Origin of the sequence: Desulfomarina profundi, assembly GCF_019703855.1 — a bacterium.
GTDB lineage: Bacteria > Desulfobacterota > Desulfobulbia > Desulfobulbales > Desulfocapsaceae > Desulfomarina > Desulfomarina profundi.
Map to the genome: position 1 here is coordinate 1,361,150 of NZ_AP024086.1, position 20,812 is coordinate 1,381,961.

A 20,812-nucleotide genomic window follows, 5' to 3' on the forward strand; every position below is an offset into this window, starting at 1 on the left:
AAGAAAAACAAGTGTGTACATCAAAAATGGAAACAGGTAAGGAACATGAAACTGCAAGACCTCTGTGTTGACGCTGTAGGTGAACTTACGGAAGACGAGAGAAAAAAAGTTTTTTTCAGCCAGATGGCTGCTATCCGTTTTTGTGAAGAGGCTCTTCTGGCATTGTTTTCAAAAGGACTGGTTCGTGGAACTGTTCATACTTGTCTTGGACAGGAAGGGTGTGCGACGGGTGTAGTGAACGGACTGGATCGTAAAAAGGATATTATCTGTTCAAATCATCGGGGGCATGGTCACTTTCTGGCGTACAGTTTTAATTTTCGTGGACTGGTGGCCGAGATAACTGGACTGGAGTCGGGGGTATGTGGTGGGATAGGTGGCAGCCAGCATCTGCATATGGGGAATTTTTACTCTAATGGTATTCTCGGAGGAATGCCACCAGTTGCCACGGGTATGGCTGCTGCCGAAAAAACAAAAGGCAGTGACAGCATAGTCTGTGTTTTTCTGGGAGATGGAGCGATGGCAGAGGGGAGTTTTTACGAGGCATTGAATCTTGCAGGATTGTGGAAACTGCCGGTTCTTTTCGTGGTCGAACATAATCAGTATGCCCAGAGTACCCACTGGAAAATGCAGCATTCCGGTGAACTTGAACAGAGGGCGGCGACCTTCGGCGTCCCGGTGTTTGAAGTTGACGGTAACATGGTTGAACGTGTTTTTCAGGCAACTTGTGAATGCACAGCTTCAATCAGAGGCGGTGGTGGCCCCGGAATGCTTTTTCTCAAAACTTACAGACTCGGTGCCCACAGCAAAGGAGAAGACCATAGAAGTTCAGCAGAACTGGATAAATACAGGGTTTGCGATCCTCTGGTGCAGCTCAGGAAACAAATTGATCAGCAATGGTGTGACGATTGCGAGGCGGAATTGAACCGGGAGATCAGAAATCTGGTTGACTCGCTTTTCTGAGATCTGAATTATCGGAAACAAGAGGAAAAAATGAACGTCTGACTACTGCAGAACAACCTCTGGTCTCGGTATTTTCAGATATAATATATTCGGAGAAATGATGAATTTTCTTGAATCATTGAAAAAAGGGTTGTTTGAATCTTTTGCCGAAGATGACAGGGTAGTGTTACTGGGGGAGGATATTGTTGACCCCTATGGCGGTGCATTCAAAGTGTCACTGGGGTTGTCCTCCCTTTATCCTGATCGTGTTTTAAATACCCCGATCAGTGAAGCGGGTTTTACAGGTGCTGCCGGAGGTATGGCCATTCGCGGGTTGAGACCTGTTGTGGAGATAATGTTTGGAGATTTTCTGACCCTTTGTACAGATCAGATTGTCAATCATATCACCAAATTTGCATCGATGTATCCCGGAGTTGAGGTTCCTCTTGTTATTCGGACACCCATGGGAGGTGGACGGGGGTATGGGGCAACCCACAGCCAGACTCTTGAAAAAATGTATCTTGGAGTGCCGGGGTTAAAAGTCGTGGCGCCTGGCCTTGCACATGATCCCGGAAAAATAGTGCGAACCGCTGTTCTCAAGGACAGTTCTCCGGTCCTTTTTATTGAAAATAAGGCCCTCTACAGCAGGGAGCTGATTGCTGAAAAGGCAGGGGAATTGACGGTGAAGGAAATTGAGACGTCTACCGGCTATCCTGTCGCCGTTGTCAGTAATATGGAAGGGAGCAGACCTGATGTTGTTGTTCTGGCCTATGGTGGTGCGAGCCTTCCTTTGTGTGAGGTTATGGAACAGTTTGCAGATGAGGAAATCAGCATCAAGGCGTTGTTTCCGTCTCTGATTAATGAGGTGGATATGGAACTGTTACTTCCGGAACTCAGGGGATGTGGCAATATTGTTATCTGTGAAGAGGGCAGTGAAGGATTTAACTGGGGAAGCGAGATGGCTGCATGTATCTATGAAAAAATGCATAGGCAGTTGCGAAATCCCATACTCCGTGTGGCGGCAGAGAATACTGTCATACCATGTGCGAAAAAGCTGGAGGATGCGGTGTTGCTGAATGAAAACAAAATTGAACAGGCAATAATGGAGTTATTATCATGAACGCTGAATTTGTACAGGTGCCGGCAATCAACGCCAATGACACCACAGCGACACTGGTAGAATGGACTGTTGATGATCGTGAGGCTGTGTCCACGGGTGATATTATCGCAATAATTGAGACTACCAAGGCTGCAATCGAGGTGGAAGCCCCTGTCGAAGGGTATTGCGCCCATCTGTATCAGGAAGGAGAAAAGCTCTCTGAAGGAGCATTCCTGGCCGTTATCCTTCAGGATCAGGATGAAGACCTGGAACCATATCTGCACAAGCTTAAAAAAAGAGAAGAAAAGAAAAAAGATAGCCGCCAATGGACGAGAAAAGCTGAGTTAATGGCTAGGAAATTTGGTATTGATATTGAACAACTGGCAGCAAAATTAGGGAGGAGGGTCAAGGAGAGTGATGTTATGAATTCCCGGGATCCCGGTGCTGTTCTCTTAGATCTGGTGGATGATGAATACCCGGCCACCAGGCGGGAACGTGTTCTGCTGATAGGAGGAGCCGGGGGAGGGGGAGTGATAACCCTTGATGCAATAGCGCGAACCCTGCATCAACGTGCCGTGGGAATTCTTGATAATAATTCAGGTCTCAAGGGGAAGACATTGATGGGTGTACCTGTTCTTGGGACCAATGACATGGCATGGGAACTCTGGGAAAAGAAATTTTTTGATGCGGCAATTATTGTTGTAACTGCCGATATAGGTCAGCGTGAGGAGTTGTTTGAGTGGGTGAAGATGGAAGGTATTCCACTCACGAATGTTATTGATCCATTGGCGGAAATACGTACTAACTGTTCCCTTGGGACCGGAAATCTCATAATGGCCAACTGTTTTCTGGCGGCCTGTGTGAAACTTGGAGATAATAATTTCCTGGCCAGTCACGTCTGTATTGAACATCACAGTGTTGTCGGCAGTCACTGTACTTTCGGGCCAAGGACCACGACCTCCGGGGCTGTAACTATTGGAAACCGGATCAAGTTCGGTATGGGTGTCCTCGTGGAGCCTTACCTGGAAATTGGTGACAATTCGGTTATTCCGTCTGGAATTGTCTTGAACAGCTCGCTTTCTGCCGGAACTGTTTTAAAGGTCAAGCGAAATTACAGTGAAACAGTTCGCTGAAACTCTTTTTCTGTTTTGATGCATATGGAAGAATTTACAGTTTACGGCAGCACAGGGATTATTGGAAGTCATGTCACAAGGTATTTGGAAAAGAATGGTTTTTCGGTAAACACTCCCGACAGGGACGAAGTGCTTTCTTTTAGTACCCCCCTGGGCCATGTGTTGTACTGTATCGGGGTAACAGCTGATTTCAGAAACAGACCCATCGATACGGTTCAGGCTCATGTCTGTGTACTGTCGGAAATTTTGAGAAGGGGTGATTTCACATCACTGCTCTACCTTTCTTCCACCCGGATTTACAGTGGGGCCGATAGTGGACGTGAGGATGCCCGTTTCAGCCTGGATCCGTCAGATCCGTCAGACCTCTATAATCTTTCAAAGCTCATGGGAGAATCACTTTGTCTCCAGTGTGGCAGGAAAGGGGTGAAAATTGCCAGACTGTCAAATGTGGTGGGGGACGGGACGAGGGTGAGCAGAATTTTATACCGTCTCTCATGCGCGATGCAAAAAAAGGGCAGATTCTGCTTCGCTCTGATCCTGCATCGGCGAAGGATTATATCCATATCGATGATGTAGCTTTTCTTGTGAAGGAAATTGCCTGCAGGGGAAAACAAAAAATCTACAATGTTGCCGGAGGACGGCAGATTACCCACGCAGAGTGGTTAGAACAACTGGTTTGCCTGACAGGTTGTACAGTCGAAGTGGAAGAAGGGGCACCACTTGTCAAATTTGTACCTGTTGATATTTCACGGGTAAAGGAAGAATTTGGTTTCAGTTCGCAATCTGTGTTTACAGTTCTTGAAAACAGGATATAACGGTGATGAAATGAAAAATGATATGATTCAGCAATTTCGGCAGGAACGTGCTGAGCGGGTACAAAGGTATGCGGAGGATAAATCTTTTCAGCAGTTGAGTGGTTCCTGGCTTGCTGAATCAATGGCCAGAAAATATGTCTATAATTTTGAATGGCTGGGTAGGCCTGTTATTCAATATCCTCAGGATATGGTTGCTGTTCAGGAACTGGTGTGGCGCTGTAGACCTGATCTGATCATCGAAACAGGAATTGCCCACGGTGGTTCCCTGATACTGAGTGCCTCTCTTCTCGCCCTTCTTGAGATGTTTGATGCCATGGAAAACGGTGTAGAGCTGGATCTTCAGAATCCAGCAAAAAAGGTTATAGGTATTGATATTGATATACGGGCGCATAATCGCAGAGCAATTGAAGAACATCCCCTTGCAGGGCGTATAGAAATGTTTGAAGGCTCCGCCATAGACAGTGACATAATAAAAAAAGTTCATGACGCAGCCAGAGGGTTCAGCAAGGTAATGGTATTTCTTGATTCGATGCATACCCATGAGCATGTTCTGAAAGAATTGGAAGGTTATGCACCACTGGTTGGCAGGGGCAGTTACTGCGTGGTCTTTGACACCTATATTGAGAATATGGAGCCGGGGTTCTTTCCTGACCGCCCCTGGGATGTCGGAAACAATCCCATGACTGCGGTAAAACAATGGCTGGTTGATAACCGGGATTTTACGGTCGACAGGGAAATGGAAACAAAACTACAGGTTACAGTCGCACCGCACGGTTTCTTGAGAAGGAAATAAAAGGAGAAAAGGTTTTAAAAATCCTCCGGAAAGAATCGGTTTGTTCTCTCCGGAGGAATAAGCTTATCCCTGCAGGAGCTGGAGAGCAAGCTGTGGTGTCTGGTTTGCCTGTGAGAGGATTGCCACTCCCGCCTGTTGGAGAATATTATTCTTTGTCATGGCAGAAGTTTCCTGGGCGATATCGGCATCAAGTATTCGTGATCTTGCCGCAGAAAGATTTTCTGAAACATTGGAGAGATTAGCGATTGTTGATTCAAACCGGTTTTGAATTGCCCCGAGATTACCGCGCATACTGTCTATCTGGTCAAGAGCTCCATCAATTGTTTTTATCGCGTTTCCTGAGCCGGTTACGGTTGAAATATCAATATTATCCACTGAACTGAGAGTGCTTACGTTGGCATTGTTTGCCGCGACATTGAACAGGGAACCTGAAGTGTTGGCGATATCACTGGAAATATTAAACCCGTTGGGACTTGAAAATGTGATTTCTCCACCGACTGTTGAAGAATCGGCGTCATCAGCAGCTCCAGCTTCGGTAAGGGTTACCGCACTGCCTTCACTCCCCTGCAGGGTTATTGTCGCAGAACCTGAACTATGCGCGAAATCAAGGATTTTAATATCATAACCACTTGATTGCTCCAGTGTCACACTGGCCTTGTCCGCGCTGAGTGTGGCTGTAACTCCGGTGTTTCCTGTCTGCTCATTGATGGCAGAGACCAGGTTGGTCAGATCATCTGACAGGACAGTGGCATTGATGGTCACAGCAGTAACGTTGGTACCCTGCAGGCTGAAACCGACATTGCCGTTTGCGTTGAGACTACTGAGTGTTGCCGTGGTTCTTGCGGTAGCCTTTACTCCGGTATCTGATGATACCGCATTAATTTTACTGGCAATTACATTGGCGGTGTCACCATCGGCCACAGAGGCTGTTTTGGATCCCTGGGGTCCTGCAATTGTCAGTGTTTGAGCCATGACATCATTTGCAGAACTGCCTGAGGCAGCAGATGTAGCGGCTTCAATACTGTAATTTGCAGTGCTGTTACTGGAGGTGAGGCTGTTATTGCCGAGATTGGCAGCCTTGGCGGAGCTAATACTGAAGGAAATTGTTTCATTTGCATTGGCCCCGACCTGGAACTGTGCCGAGGACATTGTACCGTCCAGCAGTTTTTTGCCGTTAAATTCAGTGGTTTCAGCAATACGGCTGATTTCCTGCTTGAGCTGGTTGACTTCGGCCTGAAGAGAAGAGCGATCTGACGCACTGTTGGTGTCATTGGCCGACTGAACAGCGAGTTCCCTCATTCTCTGAAGTATATTCGTTGTTTCCTGCAGGGCTCCTTCTGCTGTCTGGGCAAGGGAAATCCCATCGTTCGCATTTCTGGCTGCCTGGTTCAATCCTCGAATCTGCGATGTCATTCGATCCGAGATTGCAAGTCCTGCAGCGTCATCTTTAGCCGAATTAATTCGCAGGCCGGAAGAGAGACGCTGCATTGCTTTGGCCAGGTCTCCCTGGGATTTTCCTAAATTTCTCTGTGCGTTTAATGATGATACGTTCGTGTTGATTGTCAGTGCCATGTATAATTCCTCCTTGAAAGGTCCTTCGGCGTCGATAGCAATCTGTGCAAACGTAATGTCTTTTTCTCAATGTTCTCGCAGTTAAATGACTTTTCGTCACTGTTGGGGAAAAAGTTTAGTAGCTTAAGGAATTATTTTAATTTTTTTTGCGCAGGATAGAGGAAAAACAAAACCACAGAGATGGTATAGTTTAGGGAGGGAGAACAAGATGAAGCTTAAAAAGATGAGGCAGTTTTTGATAAACTGCCTCTCAGGAAAAAAGTGCAGGAGCCCGACTATTCAGGGAGCGGAGTTTTCGTTTGAAAATCGCTGTTCTCAAGAATAATCTGAATGGCACGGTTACTCTTTGGAGAGAAGAGAATCGGGGCTCGGAGATTAAGGGTTATTTTTGCGTCACGAGGCACAGTTACGACAGACAAGACAAAACATTCATCTTCCGGATCTATCTGGAGGTATGTTCTTTCAGTATCGTCGGGGATAACCTTATAGTCCAGAAAAAAATTCGTAGGATCGGTGAGAACAAAGGCAATATCAGGATCATCAACCGACTGAATCCAGAACAGCGGCCCATTTTTTTTGTTGGGCATCACGATGAAGTCGTGGAGGGTTGGGAATCCGATCATGCCGGCCGGAAAATGGAGAAGATTAGTCGGATCGTATTCAACTTCTCCGAATCGTGTCTGTATTTTTCTCATTTTTCTGTTCTTCCGCTGGAAATATCTACAAGTATATCGAGATCAGCCAAATCCCACTGGGCGGCGTTTTTATTCTCTTCTACTATGCGATCATATACTTCCTGCCGATATATTTTTTTATTTCGTGGAGCATCTATGCCGATTCGCACGGCTCCACTCTTGCACTCAATAACTTTAATGATAATATCATCCCCGATGAGTATGCCTTCACCGGTTTTTCTGGTAAGGACCAGCATGTGTTAGACTCCACAAGGTATCAGCCTGAGAAAAGTGTAAGGGCCTGTTAAAAGATCGTTTCAAAACCAAAACCACCTGACTCAGCTCATAGTATGTTGATTATCTCAGGATGTCAAATCGTTAATGAACAGATCGTGTTAAAAAAAGTTACGATAACTTACCTGAAATAATCAAGAATGGAAATATCTGAAACCCGTGCAGTAATATTGAGAGCCGACTTGAACGCTGTTTCCTGCTGGATGATGTCATTATAGATTTCAATCATATCCGCATCCTGGTACCGTGAAAGAATCTGTTTCAGATCAATTTTTGCGTCTTCCTGGTGAAGTTTGGCGGAATCGACTCGTTTTGCCTTGGCACCGAGAGAGCTCCTCAGTCCGCGGTTCTGATCAGCGGCAACTTCGAGATTGTCAATCTGTGCCTGAATAGAGCCGCCGGGACCATTGACGTCATCGACATTGCCTGCGCGGATTGCTTCTTCAGTGCGTGTCAGTACTGTAAAGAGATCTATTCGTCCAGAAGATCCATTGAGGGTATCAGCTGTCAGTCCGACACTGGCAAGGCCTGTACCTGCAATAGTTACATCAGTAGGTGAATTGGTTTCAATATTGATTGTACCGTAAACAGTCTGGTCTCCACCTGAAATGCCACCTGATGGCGTGGTTCCGGTGACGACACCATCGGTAATAGTCTCATCAAGCTCTATTTCCGAGCCGTCGGCAGGGCCTGTAAGAACAAGACTTCCACTGGAAATGTCGTAGCTGACTCCATTTGAAAGAGTCCCACTGGTGGAAGTGAGATTGGTGGCCCCGGCAGTATTGGCAAGTGCTGAAGCCATACCGCTGAGTGTGTAATCATAAGTTCCCGAAGGTCCGTCGAGAGTAACGGAAATTGTGTTACCGCCTGAAGTAATATCAAGACTGTACGTGTCTTCCGTATCGACGAAATTTGTAAGGGAAAGATCTCCAAGGTCTTGAGTCGCCGCATTGACCGTGCCCACCAGGCCGGTTCCTGATTGACTGAAGAGTGCTGCAACTTTAGCTGCATAATTGTTTTCACCGGCCGGGTCCGTCAGGTCAGTTCCTCCTGAGATTGTTACAGGTGGATTGCTGCCCGCGGTGATGGTAATATCATTCCCCGGAATTCCTGGGCCAATGGCTGTAGAGGTCTGGCGTTCCCCTCGAAATGGGTTGGTGTATCCTGCTGCTGCAATTTCATTGGTGATCCCCATGAACAGTTCATTGCCCGTAAGGTTGACATCCATGAATTCGCCGGGTGTAATTTCGAGGCTGGTGTTATTATAATCTCCATGATAGAGATAAGGCCAGGTAGTTACATCGTTAACATCATAAAGCGCAGGATCGTAGGCGGGATTTTCCGTAAAGGGTTTTGTTTTTTCATTAAATCCGGCGAAAATATATTTTCCGTCAACCACTGCATTCGCTGAATCAAGCAGTTCATTTCGCAGCTCGGCAATTTCATCCCCGAATGTTGCCAGGTCTGATTCACTCATACCACTGTTTACAGCATTTATTGCAATTTCCTTGACCCTGACCATGATGTTTTCGACATGGTTCAGGTGACCGTCCGTTGCTGCCATGGTGTCACCGGCATGGCCCATGGTTTCAAGATATCTTTCGTTTTGCTGCAGCTGGGTCCGGGTTGTCAGGACCGGACGGATTGCCCCGGGATCATCGGACGGTTTGTTGAGCTTGAGACCGGTGGCTCCCTGGTTTCGCAGTCCGAGCAGGTCATTGGTGATTTTGTCAAGATTTGTCTGCATCAACCGAAATGTGGACTGGTCTGTAACTTTCATAATTGTCCCTTATCGTTTGATTCCCATTATTGTGTTCATCATTTCATCAACAGTGGTGAGGAATTTTGCAGAAGATTCAAATCCTCTCTGGAATTGAATCAGACTGATCATTTCCTCTTCAAGGGAAACCCCCTGGAGTCCGTCCCGGAAATTTTCAAGCTGGACAAGTGCATCCTGGGCTCCTTTGAGGGAAAGTTTATTCTGATTGCTTTCGACACCGACTTTGGCAGCTATTTTTCCATACAGTGAATTAAAATTATCCGTTCCATCAATGAGGTAATTATCGGCAATATTGGAAAGTATCAAAGCGTTACGATTATCACCCGGGGAGACGGTTCCTGGAGGAGGACCAGGGTCAGGAGCTGCTCCAGCCGCGATTTTTTTTGGGTCGGTAAGCACTACCCTCATTTCTCTTGCCGCATCTTTATATTCTGCGGCAGCAGGTGGTGGGCCTGGTGGAGAGGCAACATAATTTGGAGGTACTGAGAAAAACAGATTTCCCGTACTGGAGTCAAGTGCGCCTCCTGCCTGATGTTGAAGATTGACCTGGGTACTTAACTCATAGGCAAGTTTATCAAGGTCTGCATTGAGTTCAGGTATAAACCTGTCCCTGATATCCACCAACCCCTTGAATTCCCCCCCCATGTTGTTGGAAGTCAGATCTCTCACAACACCACCTGCATGAAGTTGCAGCGTCAGAAGAGATCCTGAGGTGTCAGCACTGATGGACATGGGCATGGTCCCCTGAACGAGTGGCAGACCACCGGGAAGCTGGACCGAGAGCATACCTTTAGGATCTTCGTAAGACTGGGCGCCAAGAGTCTGGGCAAGTGATTTAGCGACCATATCACGTTGGTCACGTGCACTGTTGGCAGTCTGTCCGTGGATTTCTATGGAATAGATCCTGTCGTTGAGGTCGGCGATTTCCTGTATTTGAGAATTCACCGTGTCAAGCTTGGAAAGGATGGTATCGTTTATATTTTCCTTGATCGCGTTAAGTTCGTTGACCGTATTGTTGAAACTGGTGGACAAAACCTGGCCCTGGAGTATAACATTGTTTCGCTGAACAAGATCGGCGGGATTTGCCGAAAGTTCCTGAAGAGAATCAAAGAAAGTGTCTATGTCTGTAGAAATATTGTCTTCTGTTATATTGAAAACCCGATCGAGTTCGGAAAGTGGTCGTGTCGCTGCGTCTTCCAGGCCGAGATTGACAGCTTTTTCCTTGATCTGTTGATCAATGAATACGTCATGCTGTCTTTTAACATCAGAGATTTTTACACCCTGGCCAATGAAGAAATCACCAAAATTCATTGCCGGATAAGTTTCCAGTACAGCCTGTTGTCTGGAGTAGCCTTCCGTATTGACATTGGAGATATTATTGCCAATGATTTCAATAGATTTTTGATTAACTTCCAGTGATGTTCTTGCAGCATTGAGTGCGTTGAAAAGACCGGCCATATCAGATTTTTCCCGAGAGAAGTCTGCCGTTTACCTGTGATGCTATGGCATTGGCACTGGATGAATAGGTGGAAGTGACAGTTTTTTGACCAAAAAACTCCATGGTGTCTCTGATCCAGCCTAAAGTGGATTTGAAGAGAAAGGCGTTTCTTCGGTTTTCCGCCCGGATCTCATCCGCAATGGGTCTGTCATTTTCATCAATAACCCGGATATGCGCGAGTATCTGAATAAGTTCCTCTTTTTCTGTCATGGCACGGGACATTCCTTCCATGTCAAGAGCTTTGGCAAATTCACGCTCTTCGAGTATGACATCTCGCAGACGAATAAGATATTCTCTTGTTGTACCGCCGCTCATTTTATTTACCTTCCACCAGGAATTCCAGGAGTGAGGCTGAAACCTTGTTCAAATCAGGTTCATATGATCCGTTTGCAACCTGGGCCTTGATTTCAGCAATACGCTCCATTCTTTCAGTGTCGGTTGTTTTTCCACTGGTCTGTGCTTTATGGACATCCTGCAGAACCGAGGAAAACTGGACCTTGTCTTCTCCTGTTTCCTTTTCCTGAGCTGCTGCCGGGGTTTTCGTGCTCTTTTTAAGATTTCCGATCTGCCCTGGTCCGCCAACGCCAAAAAATTCAACGCTCATAACATCACCTAGGTTTTCATTGAATGACTGTGATTTCCATCTGCCCAGTCATCAAGTTTTTTAAAAACTGCATCGTAGGTATCGTAAGATATTTCAGGGAGCCAGCCTCCAAAGGCATCAAGTGCTTCCTGAAATCCCTTTTCCACCCCCTGTTTGATTGTGTCAAGTCTTGCCGGATCGTTACCGGCGATTCCTGTTGCAAAATCTACAATACGATCTGACGTTTGTTCAACTCCAAAATATCCGTCATCATCCACAAGCTCAGCCGCTTCTTCGCTGGAGAGTTCCTGTATATTGATTTCCTGTACATCAGTGGTGATCCTGTACCCGACATTCTGATTCTTGAAAATATTGAGTACCAGATCTTTCAGAACGTTATACATATCACCCTGTGTCCCTTTAAGAGACATGGAACTGTCATAGGTGATAATGGATTCGCTGCTGAATGAAAGTGTCATCCGGTCGTTTTCAAAGAAAACTTCTTCCCGGCTGGTTTTCTGTTTCTGCAGTGATACCGCAACTGTATCAAGCTGTTTCTGTTTGTAATTCTCGAGTGGTGTCGATTTGACGGTCAGAGTGTTTTCAATCATTTCCTTTAGCCTCCATGCTGACTGTACAATGCGTCCATGCACTGTTTTGCCTGTAAAAAAGATTCTGTTGCTCTTTGTATCGGTAGGAAAATAGAGAAACTTTAGGAAAAAACTGAGATAAATGGAAAGATTTTGTTGTTATTCCTAAATGAATACGTATCGATGAACCGGTTTTTGATTGGTAACTGTGGTGGAGTATTGTTTTTAACGGCTTAAAGAAAGGGAAAGCTGTTTGGATTCCGCTGGTTTTTCTCGTTTCTGTGTTCATGGTGTCTTTTCTACTTGTTATTTTATGGTTTTTCAGTGGTTTTTTTCTGAGGAGAAAGTGGGCCACAAACCTGTTATGAGAGTATTTTTCATTAGCCTGTAAATGTTCTATGTGATATAGGGAAGATATGTATGCCTGCATGAGTATATTTACCTATACGATATTATTTTTCAGTGTGGTTGGTTTGTTCCAGGTGCCATGTAAAAAAGAGTGGAGTTATGTGAAATATTTTGAGGGAAGGGGGCTGAGAGAATAGTCAATGATGGAAAAGTTACGATCGCCACAGACACAGGCATCATTTCTTCCGATACGGGAATTATCGCCTGGAATTTTTTCCTCTCCAGGGAATGAGGAAATCTTGCTGATAGGGAGTCAGCGGCGTTTCAATACCAGCCTTCAGCACCTGCTTGAGGCCTCAGGATTTGCCTGTAAGAGTGCAGAAGGTAGAGAAGAAATCATCAGCCTGCTGGCAACTCAAAACTTCCCATTGATCATTCTTGATCTGGATGTCATGGAAAATGGCCACTCGCAGATCGTTGAGAAAATCAAAAGACTGAACAGAAAAGGCAAACTTATCTTTCTGAGCAGGGACTGTACTCTCGAGAAAGTTCTCTGGGGACTGAGGCAGGGTGTGGATGACTTTTTCAAAACGCCCTATTCTCCCGATCAACTGCTTGCATCTGTAGAGAAAATACTTCGCCAAACAGGACGAACGAAGCCAGTGGTACAGCAGAGCCGTGCAGATCTGTTGAAATCTGAGATCCTCCATCGATATATGGTGAACAATTCACCCGATATCATCTATCTCCTGGATCAGCAGGGGAAAATCGCCTTTATTAACCGTCAGGCCCAGGCGCTTCTCGGTCTTCCGGCGAATGATTTCATTGGCCGCCATTATAGCAGACTTGTTTATCCTGAAGATATGGAAAAGGTGCGCTTTGCACTCAGTGAGCGGAGAACAGGGAAACGGGCTTCGCGGGATATCGAATTACGTCTGGTACGCTGGGGCAATGATAAACATCCTGTAGTCGAGGTTGAGCTTTTTTCGACCGGAGTATACAAAGGCGGCTCTCAGTTCCCCCAAAATGTTTTTTTGGGAACATATGGTGTATTACGTGATGTTTCCCGGCGGAAAAAACTGGAAAAACAGTTTTATCACCAGCTCTACCATGACAGCCTGACCAATCTGCCTAATCGCAGCTTGTTTCAGGATCGTCTCAGGCTTGCCATCAGTCAGGCCAGAAGAAACCACGAGAAACTTGCGGTTATGTTTCTTGACATAGATGGTTTCAAGGATATTAACGATACATTCGGGCATCGGTATGGTGACCAGCTTCTCCAGTCGTTCAGCTCGCGGCTGAGGTCCTGCCTGCGGGAGGGGGATACCCTGGCCAGGATCGCCGGGGATGAATTTACCATTCTGCTTCCGGGGATCCAGGGGCATAAAGACAGTGGGAAGGTTGCTGCAAAGATTCTTGCAGAATTCAACGTGCCTTTCCGGCTTACGGATCAGGAAGTGAAGATTGGAGTAAGTATCGGTATTGCCCTGTTTCCTGAACACGGCAACCTTGAAGAGGAGCTTTTGCAAAGGGCTGACTGGGCCATGTATTTTGTGAAACATAACGGAAAGAATAATTTTCACTATTACGAAAAAACTGCCCGTACGCGAAACAGGGTTTTTTCAGCCCGCCAGGCAAACCCGTAAGGGTATTCCACGATATCCTTCACAGATTCCTGAGAATTACTGGGAGAATCTTCATCCATGGACAGAGACAGGAAAAAATGCGTTTATCAGACATTACGGAAATCGGATACTCTGCCGTCCCTGCCCCAGGTCTTATTGCAGGTGATCGAAACCTGCGAGAAAGAGGATGTCCACCTCTCTGAGTTGTCTGCTCTTATTCGCAAGGATCCCGCAATCAGCTCGCGTCTGTTAAAACTGGTCAATTCTGCGGCTTTTGGGGTGAAGAACAGGTTTGTCTCCCTGGACCAGGCTGTAGTTTATCTCGGAGTGGAAACGATAAAGAATATTACCGTTACTGCCTCTGTCTACCAGGTGTTTGGCAGTCTGAAAAACAGTGAGTGCTTTTCTCTGCCAGTTTTCTGGTGGCATTCGTTGACTACGGCTGTCTATGCGCGCAGGATTGCCGAAAAGACCAACTATGCAAATCTTGAGGAGGCCTATCTTGCCGGTCTGTTGAATAACCTGGGTGAGTTGTTACTGTGGATGAATTTTCCTGGTGAGTATACAGCAGTGTGGCAGGAGCAGCCCTCTTCCTCTCAGCAGCTCTGTGCCCTTGAAGAAGAGCGGATAGGTATCAATCATTGCGAGGCTGGTGCCTGGCTGATTCGTCACTGGAAGCTTGGTTCTTTCCTGGCCGATGCCATTCTTTATCACCATACTGCTTTGGAACAGGTTCAGGGCGGATTTCCTCTGGTCAGGATTATCCGGCTGGCCACCTGTTGTAATCGTTATGAACAGCAGGGTCTTGATGGACTATACAAGGCTGGAGAACAGCTTTTAGGATTTCACAGTGGAGAGATCGATGATCTTCGGGCAGGGGTAGAGGAAGAGGTCGTCGAAACGGCAAAAACCCTGGGGGTCAAGGTAAAACCGCCGACGGAAAAAAGAACTGAAGCAGAGCCGGTGCTTTGCAGCGATGACGGAAAGCTGCAGGAGCTGGTGAAAAACTATTCTCTATTGAACGGGTTTTCAGCCAGTCTGCTTCAGGCAAGATCGCGCGATGAGCAGTTGCAGGCTGTCGAACAGGCCCTTGTTTTGCTTTTTGACTGTGAAAAGATTATTTTTTTTCTCCGTGATTTTGAGCAGGACCAACTACGCGCCTGCTGCTCAAATAGTAATATATATAGTAAGGAAATTCACGACCTTACTATTTCTCTGCAGCAGAATGACTCAATGTTGGTTCGGGTTTTAAACGAAGGAAAAGTTAAAAAAATTGGTCAAGATGATGAGGTAAGAGGGCTTGCCGACCTCCAGTTGATGGAAAGCCTTGGGCGGGATGGGACCCTGTATGTGCCGATGAAGGTGCACAACAAAGGGGTTGGCCTGATAGTTCTCGGTCTGGAGGAGAACCGGGAAGGTAAGAACCCTGTTGAGCACGACTCAGATCTTCTTAAGTTACTTGCAGCTCAAGCTGCAATGTCTCTTTATCTCGGGGAAGTAAAAAGAACCCAGGAACAGAAGATACAGGAAGCTCGTTTGGAAACGGCAGCCATGACTGCAGCCAGAGTAGTGCATGAAGTTAACAACCCATTGGGTATCATTCGCAACTATTTGAAAGTTGTTGAACTGAAGCTGTCTGACGAAAGCCCAGTTTTAAAGGAGTTGGCCATCCTTGATGGGGAAATCAGCAGGATAGCACGGATTGTTCAGAAATTAGATACCTTTTCAACACCTGCTTTTGGGAGTTGCCAGCCTCTTGATATCAACAAATTGTTAGGGGGGTTTCTTGCTGTTTTGTCCAAGTCTTTTTTATATTCGTCTCTGGTACGGATCTATTTTCAGCCCGCGCAAAATCTCCCTGAGATTGTGTCTGACGGAGAACTCGTTAAACAGGTTGTCCTCAATCTGGTAAAAAATGCTGTTGAAGCAGTGGGGGCTGATGGCTCCGTATGGGTTGCAACCGCCCATACTTTAGTTAACGGCCCCCGAATCGAGATAACGGTTCGCGATGACGGTCCGGGAATTGGTGAAAAAGAGCTGGCTCACATCTTTGATCCATTTTTCAGTAGTAAGGGAAAGGGGCATTCCGGTCTTGGGCTAGCTATTGTCAGCTCTCTGGTGAAGGAACTGAGTGGAAGTGTAAACTGTAAAAGTAAACCGGGTAAAGGTTCAGAGTTTATTGTCTCCCTGCCTCTTGTAAACAGGTCAACTGCCAATGGAACATTATAAAAATCAGTGCGAAGGTCTATGCCTGGGGTTAGCCTGTAACTGGAGGCGAGTAGTATCATGAATGATGTAAAACGAATTCTTCTTGTGGATGACGAGCCCCATTTCTGTCATAGTCTTGCAGAGGTTTTGCGGTGTAATGGTTATCATGTTTCACTTGCCTTGGAAGGTCGCCAGGCCCTGGCGCTGCTGAAGAAGGAGGTCTTTGATCTTCTCCTTTTGGATGTTGATCTGCCGGACATGCCCGGTTATCGCATAATGGAAAAGCTGACGGGTGAAAACAGGGATGTGTCTACCATAATGCTGACTGGATTTGCAAGGGTTGAAACAGCAGTTGAGGCCATGAAACTTGGCGCTTACGATTATCTCAGAAAGCCGCTGGATTACGAATTACTGTTCAACACCATGAATAAAGCTGTTGAGCGAAGTCGATTGTTACACGACCTTGCTTTAAGCAAGGAGAGAGAAAAACTGTTGATCGATGCATCTTGGGAGGGCATTGTTATCCATTCGGAAGGGCGTCTTCTTGATGCCAACAAACAGTTTACCGATATGTTTGGGTATGACCCCAAGGAGCTTCGCGGGCAGCTCTTTCGGGAAAAAATACTACTGGAGTCAGGAAAAGATCATGGTTTTTCCGGCAATATCTGCCGATTGGAAGAAGAGGGAGAACTGACAGGAATCCGGAGGGATGGTAGTCGTTTCCCTGTTGAAGTCAACTGCCGTCGGATGAAATACAGGGGGAAGATTGTTCAGGTCTGTGCTATTCGTGATATTACTGAGCGGGTTCTGGCTGAACAGGAAAAAATCGAACTGGAAAAACGACTTGCCGTATCCTCTAAAATGGAAACCCTGGGCCTTATGGCGGGGTCGGTAGCACATGACCTCAACAATATCCTGTCCGGGCTTGTAACCATGCCGGAGTTGTTGCTGCTCGAACTTGGCAGAGAACACTCCTTGTCCGAGTATGTAAAAATTATCCATGAGACTGGTCGGGAGGCCGCTTCGGTAGTTTCGGATCTGCTTACCATTGCCCGTGGGGCAACAATTGAAAAAAAAGTATGTGATCTCAACCTGTTGCTCAGAAAATTTCTTCGTGTATTCAGGGAGAGAGGAGATGAGCATTTTGAGGGAATTACAATAGTTGAACGATATGAAGCCGGTCCTTTAAACAGTTATTGTTCCGAAGTGCATCTCGGCAAGGTCATAATGAACCTGGTTAGTAATGCGGCCGAAGAATTGAAAGGAAAAGGAACCATTGAACTTCGAACGGATCGAGTTGTCCTTTCCAGTACACGTTCCGGATACGAGAAGATCCCACCCGGGATCTATAATGTACTCAGCGTGCAGGATAACGGATCCGGTATCCTGGCTGGAGACAGGGGAAAGATCTTTGAGCCTTTTTATTCGAAAAAAAAGATGGGAAAGAGTGGAACTGGCCTGGGGTTGTCTATTGTCTGGAATGCGATTCATGATCACGATGGGTTTATCGATTTGATAAGCAGTGAAGAAGGGACTTGCTTTGACCTGTATATTCCGGCTACGGAAGATCGTATCGAACAACGGAGTAAGGTCGTTGCTTATGATGCACAGATAAAGGGAAGCCGGGAAAAAATTCTCGTTGTTGACGACCAGGAAAAACAGAGAAAAATTGCCAGCAGCCTGTTACGCTACCTTGGCTACAGGGCAGATGCTGTAGGAAGCGGAGAGGAGGCGGTGGAGTATATACGACACAATTCCGTTGACCTTGTTCTTCTTGACATGATACTTGAACGGGGTATGAATGGTCGTGAGACCTATGAACGGATTATCCAGGTCAAACCCGGCCAGAGGGCAATTATTGCCAGCGGTTTTGCCCAGAACGAGGAAGTTCACAAGACCCTGAGCCTGGGAGCAAGCAGGTTCATCAAAAAGCCCTATACCCTTGAGCAGTTGGGAGGAGCCGTGAAACTGGCGCTGTCCCATTCCCCTCCTTGATTCTTTCCGTAAACGTTCCTGGCTTAAAAAACAACTGGCAGGGGCGGAAAGGATGCCCCGATATATGAAACATCAACTTTCAGCCAGTATTTCTCATGAACTTGTGTTAATTTTTAGAATACCTGCATAATACAAACAATTGGCAACCATAAACAATGCTGTAAATTTTCCACAATGTTCACCAGAGATCAGTCCGGACGACGCTTTCTACCGCAGCATTTCTTGGTCTGCATTACCTGACAGTAAGTTACAGGTCACTATAATTTACTGTCAAAAACTGTGAAGCTGACGCCGCCTGAACTGATGAGGAATAAGGGTTAGACGGCTTTGTGATTTCTTCCGGGAATAATTGATAAATGCCATATATTCTTTTAATTATGACGACACTTTTCTGGTCTGGTAATTTTGTTCTCAGTAGGGGAATGAATGCGCAAATTCCACCAATTACTCTCTCTTTCTGGCGATGGGCGGTTGCACTGCTCATTCTCTCTTCCTTTGCCTTCAAACATCTTTACATTCAGCGGGAAATTGCCATCCGGCATAAAAAGTTTATTATTATGCAGGGTCTGTTAGGTGTCACCGGCTTTAATAGCCTTATCTATCTGGCTTTACAATCGACAACTGCCATTAATGCCGTGCTCGTTAATTCCTGTATTCCTGTAATTATCGTAATTATATCATGGGGGATTTACAACGAACGTCTCAGCTTCAGACAATGTATCGGGGTGTGTATTTCGTTCAGCGGTGTAATCCTGATTATCTCCGGTGGAAATATTTCAACGCTTGTCAGACTACAGTATAACCATGGAGATGTTCTGGTGTTTATTGCGGCTGTTGTCTGGGCACTTTACTCGGTGAACCTGAAAAGATATCCACAGGAGTTGCATCCTCTTGCATACCTGAGCGCAATTGTTATTGTGGGATTAATTGCCCTGCTGCCATTTTATGTTCTCGAGCTGTTCTCAGGAAAAACAATGGTTCTCACTGTTAACTCTGTGATTACCATTATCTACGTTGCACTTTTTGCCTCTGTCCTGGCGTTTATTTTTTGGAATCGTGCTATCGCCGAGGTCGGGGCTAATATTGCCGGGCCATTTATTCATCTTATGCCCGTTTTCAGCACCATTCTTGCGGTGATTTTTCTCGGTGAAACCCTCACCGCCAATCATCTTCAGGCAATTCCTTTTATTTTTGGAGGCATCATGCTTACAACGTTCAGACCCCCAGGAAAAGTCGCTTTGCAAAAATAATCAAAGTGTCTATTTGAGAATTCTGGTTAACAATTTGATTGAACGGTTATTTTTTCTTTTCAATGAGTGGCGCCATCTGTTTGTAAATGGCATCGGCAATTCCAAGGCCGGGGCCGGCAACTGTGGCTTTTGCTGTCTCCATATCAAGCATTTCCTGATAAATTTCCGTGGAAGTGCTTTTTTCAAAAAGTCCTCCTTCAGGAATGGTCTTGCGCATGGCTTTCAACATTTCCATAACAAACAGAGATTCAAGTTGCTGGCTTGATTCTCTCAGAGCTTTCAGGTCTTGAGCTTTTCTGTCTGAGGTCGTCGGGGGTTTCGGACTGATCAACATCCTCGGATCTATTTTGAAATCCATTTTCCGCACCTTGATTTGGAAACTGTACTGAAAAAGGTTATCCTGCCGCAGTCATGGTCCATACGACTCGGTCATTTCGGTTTAAAGAATAATAAGTTCGCCATGCATGGACCCGGACGCTTTTATTGCCTGAAAAATTGCAATAAGATCTCTCGGAGTGGCACCAATGGCATTCAGAGCGTTTGCGATTTCACCGATGGAAATTCCTTTTTTCATGTCAAGGAGAACAAGCTCTCCTTCCTCTTCAACAACAGAGACATTGGTTTTAGGGGTAATAACAGTGTCTCCTTCAGCCAGGGGGTTGGGTTGGGAGACTTCGTAATCATCCCTGATGATCAAGCTCAGATTCCCATGGGACACCGCAACGGTTGATAACCGGACGTCCTTACCCATGACGATGGTCCCCGTTCGTTCGTTGACTACAACTTTTGCTGTGGAATCGGCATCCACATCGAGATGTTCCATACCTGCGACAAATTCCACGATCCTGTTTCTGTATGATTTGGGTATCAAAACCTTTACGGATGAAGAACTTTCAGGAAAGGCTGTTCCCTTGCCGAATCTTCTGTTGATTGCCTCAGCCATATTTGCCGATGTGGTGAAATCCGCCTGGCGAAGCTGGTATTCAAGAGTGCCGTCTTTACCGATATCGACGTTGACACTGTTCTCGACTATCGCGCCACCTGCAATCCGACCGACTGTGGGATGGTTTTTCTGGGCCTGGGCAGCCTTGCCGCCAAAGGAAAAGGCTCCTATGGCCAGAGGACCCTGGGCTACAGCGTACACCTTTCCATCAGCTCCGACGAGAGGTGTCATGAGGAGTGTGCCCCCTGCCAGGCTTTTCGCATCACCCATTGATGAAACCTGAATATCGATGGTGGAGCCTGATCGGGCAAAAGGCGGGAGATTTGCAGTGACAATGACAGCCGCAACATTTTTGATTTTTATGTCATTAATTTTTGCAGGATCGATAGTGATACCATGCCTGGTCATCATATTGTAGACAGCCTGAAGGGTGAATTTCGATTTTTTCATATCATCCCCTGTACCGTTCAGACCAGTAACAAGACCGTATCCCATGAGCTGATTGTTTCTTACTCCATGGACCTGGGCAATGTCTTTTATACGTACACCATAGGAATCATCAGGTGACAGGAGAGAGACTATCAATGTTGTGATGATTAAAACTGAGAATATATGTTTCATGACTATTGTTCCATTTTCAGATAAAATGCAGCCTAACACCCAACAAGGGGGT

20 protein-coding genes and 1 pseudogene are annotated in these 20,812 nt (G+C 46.1%); 10 read left to right on the forward strand and 11 right to left on the reverse strand.

The window, feature by feature from the left end; translation table 11 throughout:
- Positions 1-45 precede the first annotated feature (45 nt).
- From LO777_RS06310 to LO777_RS06335, 6 genes are all read left to right on the forward strand, one after another.
- Complete coding sequence (locus tag LO777_RS06310; RefSeq protein ID WP_228856682.1) at positions 46-960, forward strand: thiamine pyrophosphate-dependent dehydrogenase E1 component subunit alpha; 915 nt, start codon at positions 46-48, stop codon at positions 958-960.
- Positions 961-1,057: 97 nt separating this feature from the next.
- On the forward strand, positions 1,058-2,059 hold the full coding sequence (locus LO777_RS06315; protein WP_228856683.1) for an alpha-ketoacid dehydrogenase subunit beta: 1,002 nt from the start codon (positions 1,058-1,060) through the stop codon (positions 2,057-2,059).
- Positions 2,056-3,171, forward strand: coding sequence for a biotin/lipoyl-containing protein (locus LO777_RS06320; RefSeq protein ID WP_228856684.1), 1,116 nt, complete (start codon positions 2,056-2,058; stop codon positions 3,169-3,171). The genes LO777_RS06315 and LO777_RS06320 overlap by 4 nt, the downstream gene beginning before the upstream one ends.
- A gap of 24 nt (positions 3,172-3,195) precedes the next feature.
- Positions 3,196-3,747, forward strand: coding sequence for an NAD-dependent epimerase/dehydratase family protein (locus LO777_RS06325; RefSeq protein WP_228856685.1), 552 nt, complete (start codon positions 3,196-3,198; stop codon positions 3,745-3,747).
- Between the two features lie 8 nt (positions 3,748-3,755).
- Entirely contained in the window at positions 3,756-3,986 is a 231-nt protein-coding gene (locus LO777_RS06330; protein ID WP_228856686.1) for a hypothetical protein, read from the forward strand.
- Between the two features lie 10 nt (positions 3,987-3,996).
- Positions 3,997-4,779, forward strand: coding sequence for a cephalosporin hydroxylase family protein (locus tag LO777_RS06335; RefSeq protein ID WP_228856687.1), 783 nt, complete (start codon positions 3,997-3,999; stop codon positions 4,777-4,779).
- 63 nt (positions 4,780-4,842) lie between these two features.
- Here the strand turns inward: LO777_RS06335 and LO777_RS20965 are convergent, their stop codons facing one another.
- The 9 genes and pseudogenes from LO777_RS20965 to LO777_RS06380 all read right to left on the reverse strand — a co-directional run bounded on the left by LO777_RS20965 (position 4,843) and on the right by LO777_RS06380 (position 11,791).
- Complete coding sequence (locus LO777_RS20965; RefSeq protein WP_407929128.1) at positions 4,843-5,541, reverse strand: flagellin; 699 nt, start codon at positions 5,539-5,541, stop codon at positions 4,843-4,845.
- 72 nt (positions 5,542-5,613) lie between these two features.
- Positions 5,614-6,351, reverse strand: a pseudogene (locus LO777_RS20970) (flagellin N-terminal helical domain-containing protein); the annotation flags it as partial.
- 275 nt (positions 6,352-6,626) lie between these two features.
- Positions 6,627-7,046 (reverse strand): flagellar assembly protein FliW, encoded by a 420-nt coding sequence (locus tag LO777_RS06350; RefSeq protein WP_228856688.1) that lies wholly within the window; start codon positions 7,044-7,046, stop codon positions 6,627-6,629.
- Entirely contained in the window at positions 7,043-7,282 is a 240-nt protein-coding gene (gene csrA / locus LO777_RS06355; protein ID WP_228856689.1) for a carbon storage regulator CsrA, read from the reverse strand. Before csrA ends, LO777_RS06350 begins: the two co-directional genes overlap by 4 nt.
- 158 nt (positions 7,283-7,440) lie before the next feature.
- Positions 7,441-9,099, reverse strand: coding sequence for a flagellar hook-associated protein FlgL (gene flgL, locus LO777_RS06360; RefSeq protein ID WP_228856690.1), 1,659 nt, complete (start codon positions 9,097-9,099; stop codon positions 7,441-7,443).
- 9 nt (positions 9,100-9,108) lie between these two features.
- Positions 9,109-10,557, reverse strand: a complete 1,449-nt coding sequence (flgK, locus tag LO777_RS06365; protein WP_228856691.1) for a flagellar hook-associated protein FlgK — start codon at positions 10,555-10,557, stop codon at positions 9,109-9,111.
- A gap of 1 nt (position 10,558) precedes the next feature.
- A complete protein-coding gene (locus tag LO777_RS06370; RefSeq protein WP_228856692.1) occupies positions 10,559-10,912 on the reverse strand; it encodes a flagellar protein FlgN in 354 nt (117 codons plus the stop codon).
- A gap of 1 nt (position 10,913) precedes the next feature.
- On the reverse strand, positions 10,914-11,201 hold the full coding sequence (flgM, locus tag LO777_RS06375; protein WP_228856693.1) for a flagellar biosynthesis anti-sigma factor FlgM: 288 nt from the start codon (positions 11,199-11,201) through the stop codon (positions 10,914-10,916).
- Between the two features lie 8 nt (positions 11,202-11,209).
- Positions 11,210-11,791, reverse strand: coding sequence for a hypothetical protein (locus LO777_RS06380; RefSeq protein WP_228856694.1), 582 nt, complete (start codon positions 11,789-11,791; stop codon positions 11,210-11,212).
- Positions 11,792-12,318: 527 nt separating this feature from the next.
- Here LO777_RS06380 and LO777_RS06385 point away from each other — a divergent pair.
- From LO777_RS06385 to LO777_RS06400, 4 genes are all read left to right on the forward strand, one after another.
- Positions 12,319-13,764, forward strand: coding sequence for a diguanylate cyclase domain-containing protein (locus tag LO777_RS06385; RefSeq protein ID WP_228856695.1), 1,446 nt, complete (start codon positions 12,319-12,321; stop codon positions 13,762-13,764).
- Positions 13,765-13,821: 57 nt separating this feature from the next.
- The gene (locus LO777_RS06390) at positions 13,822-15,972 is read left to right on the forward strand and encodes an HDOD domain-containing protein (RefSeq protein ID WP_228856696.1); all 2,151 of its coding nucleotides are present in this window, start codon (positions 13,822-13,824) and stop codon (positions 15,970-15,972) included.
- Positions 15,973-16,029: 57 nt separating this feature from the next.
- Positions 16,030-17,946: a hybrid sensor histidine kinase/response regulator gene (locus LO777_RS06395; protein ID WP_228856697.1), complete on the forward strand. Its 1,917-nt coding sequence runs from the start codon at positions 16,030-16,032 to the stop codon at positions 17,944-17,946.
- Between the two features lie 356 nt (positions 17,947-18,302).
- Positions 18,303-19,196, forward strand: a complete 894-nt coding sequence (locus tag LO777_RS06400) for a DMT family transporter (RefSeq protein WP_268907522.1) — start codon at positions 18,303-18,305, stop codon at positions 19,194-19,196.
- A 46-nt stretch (positions 19,197-19,242) separates the two neighbouring features.
- Here the strand turns inward: LO777_RS06400 and LO777_RS06405 are convergent, their stop codons facing one another.
- Positions 19,243-19,554: a rod-binding protein gene (locus LO777_RS06405; RefSeq protein WP_228856699.1), complete on the reverse strand. Its 312-nt coding sequence runs from the start codon at positions 19,552-19,554 to the stop codon at positions 19,243-19,245.
- A gap of 81 nt (positions 19,555-19,635) precedes the next feature.
- Positions 19,636-20,760, reverse strand: a complete 1,125-nt coding sequence (locus tag LO777_RS06410) for a flagellar basal body P-ring protein FlgI (protein WP_228856700.1) — start codon at positions 20,758-20,760, stop codon at positions 19,636-19,638.
- Positions 20,761-20,812: the final 52 nt, after the last annotated feature.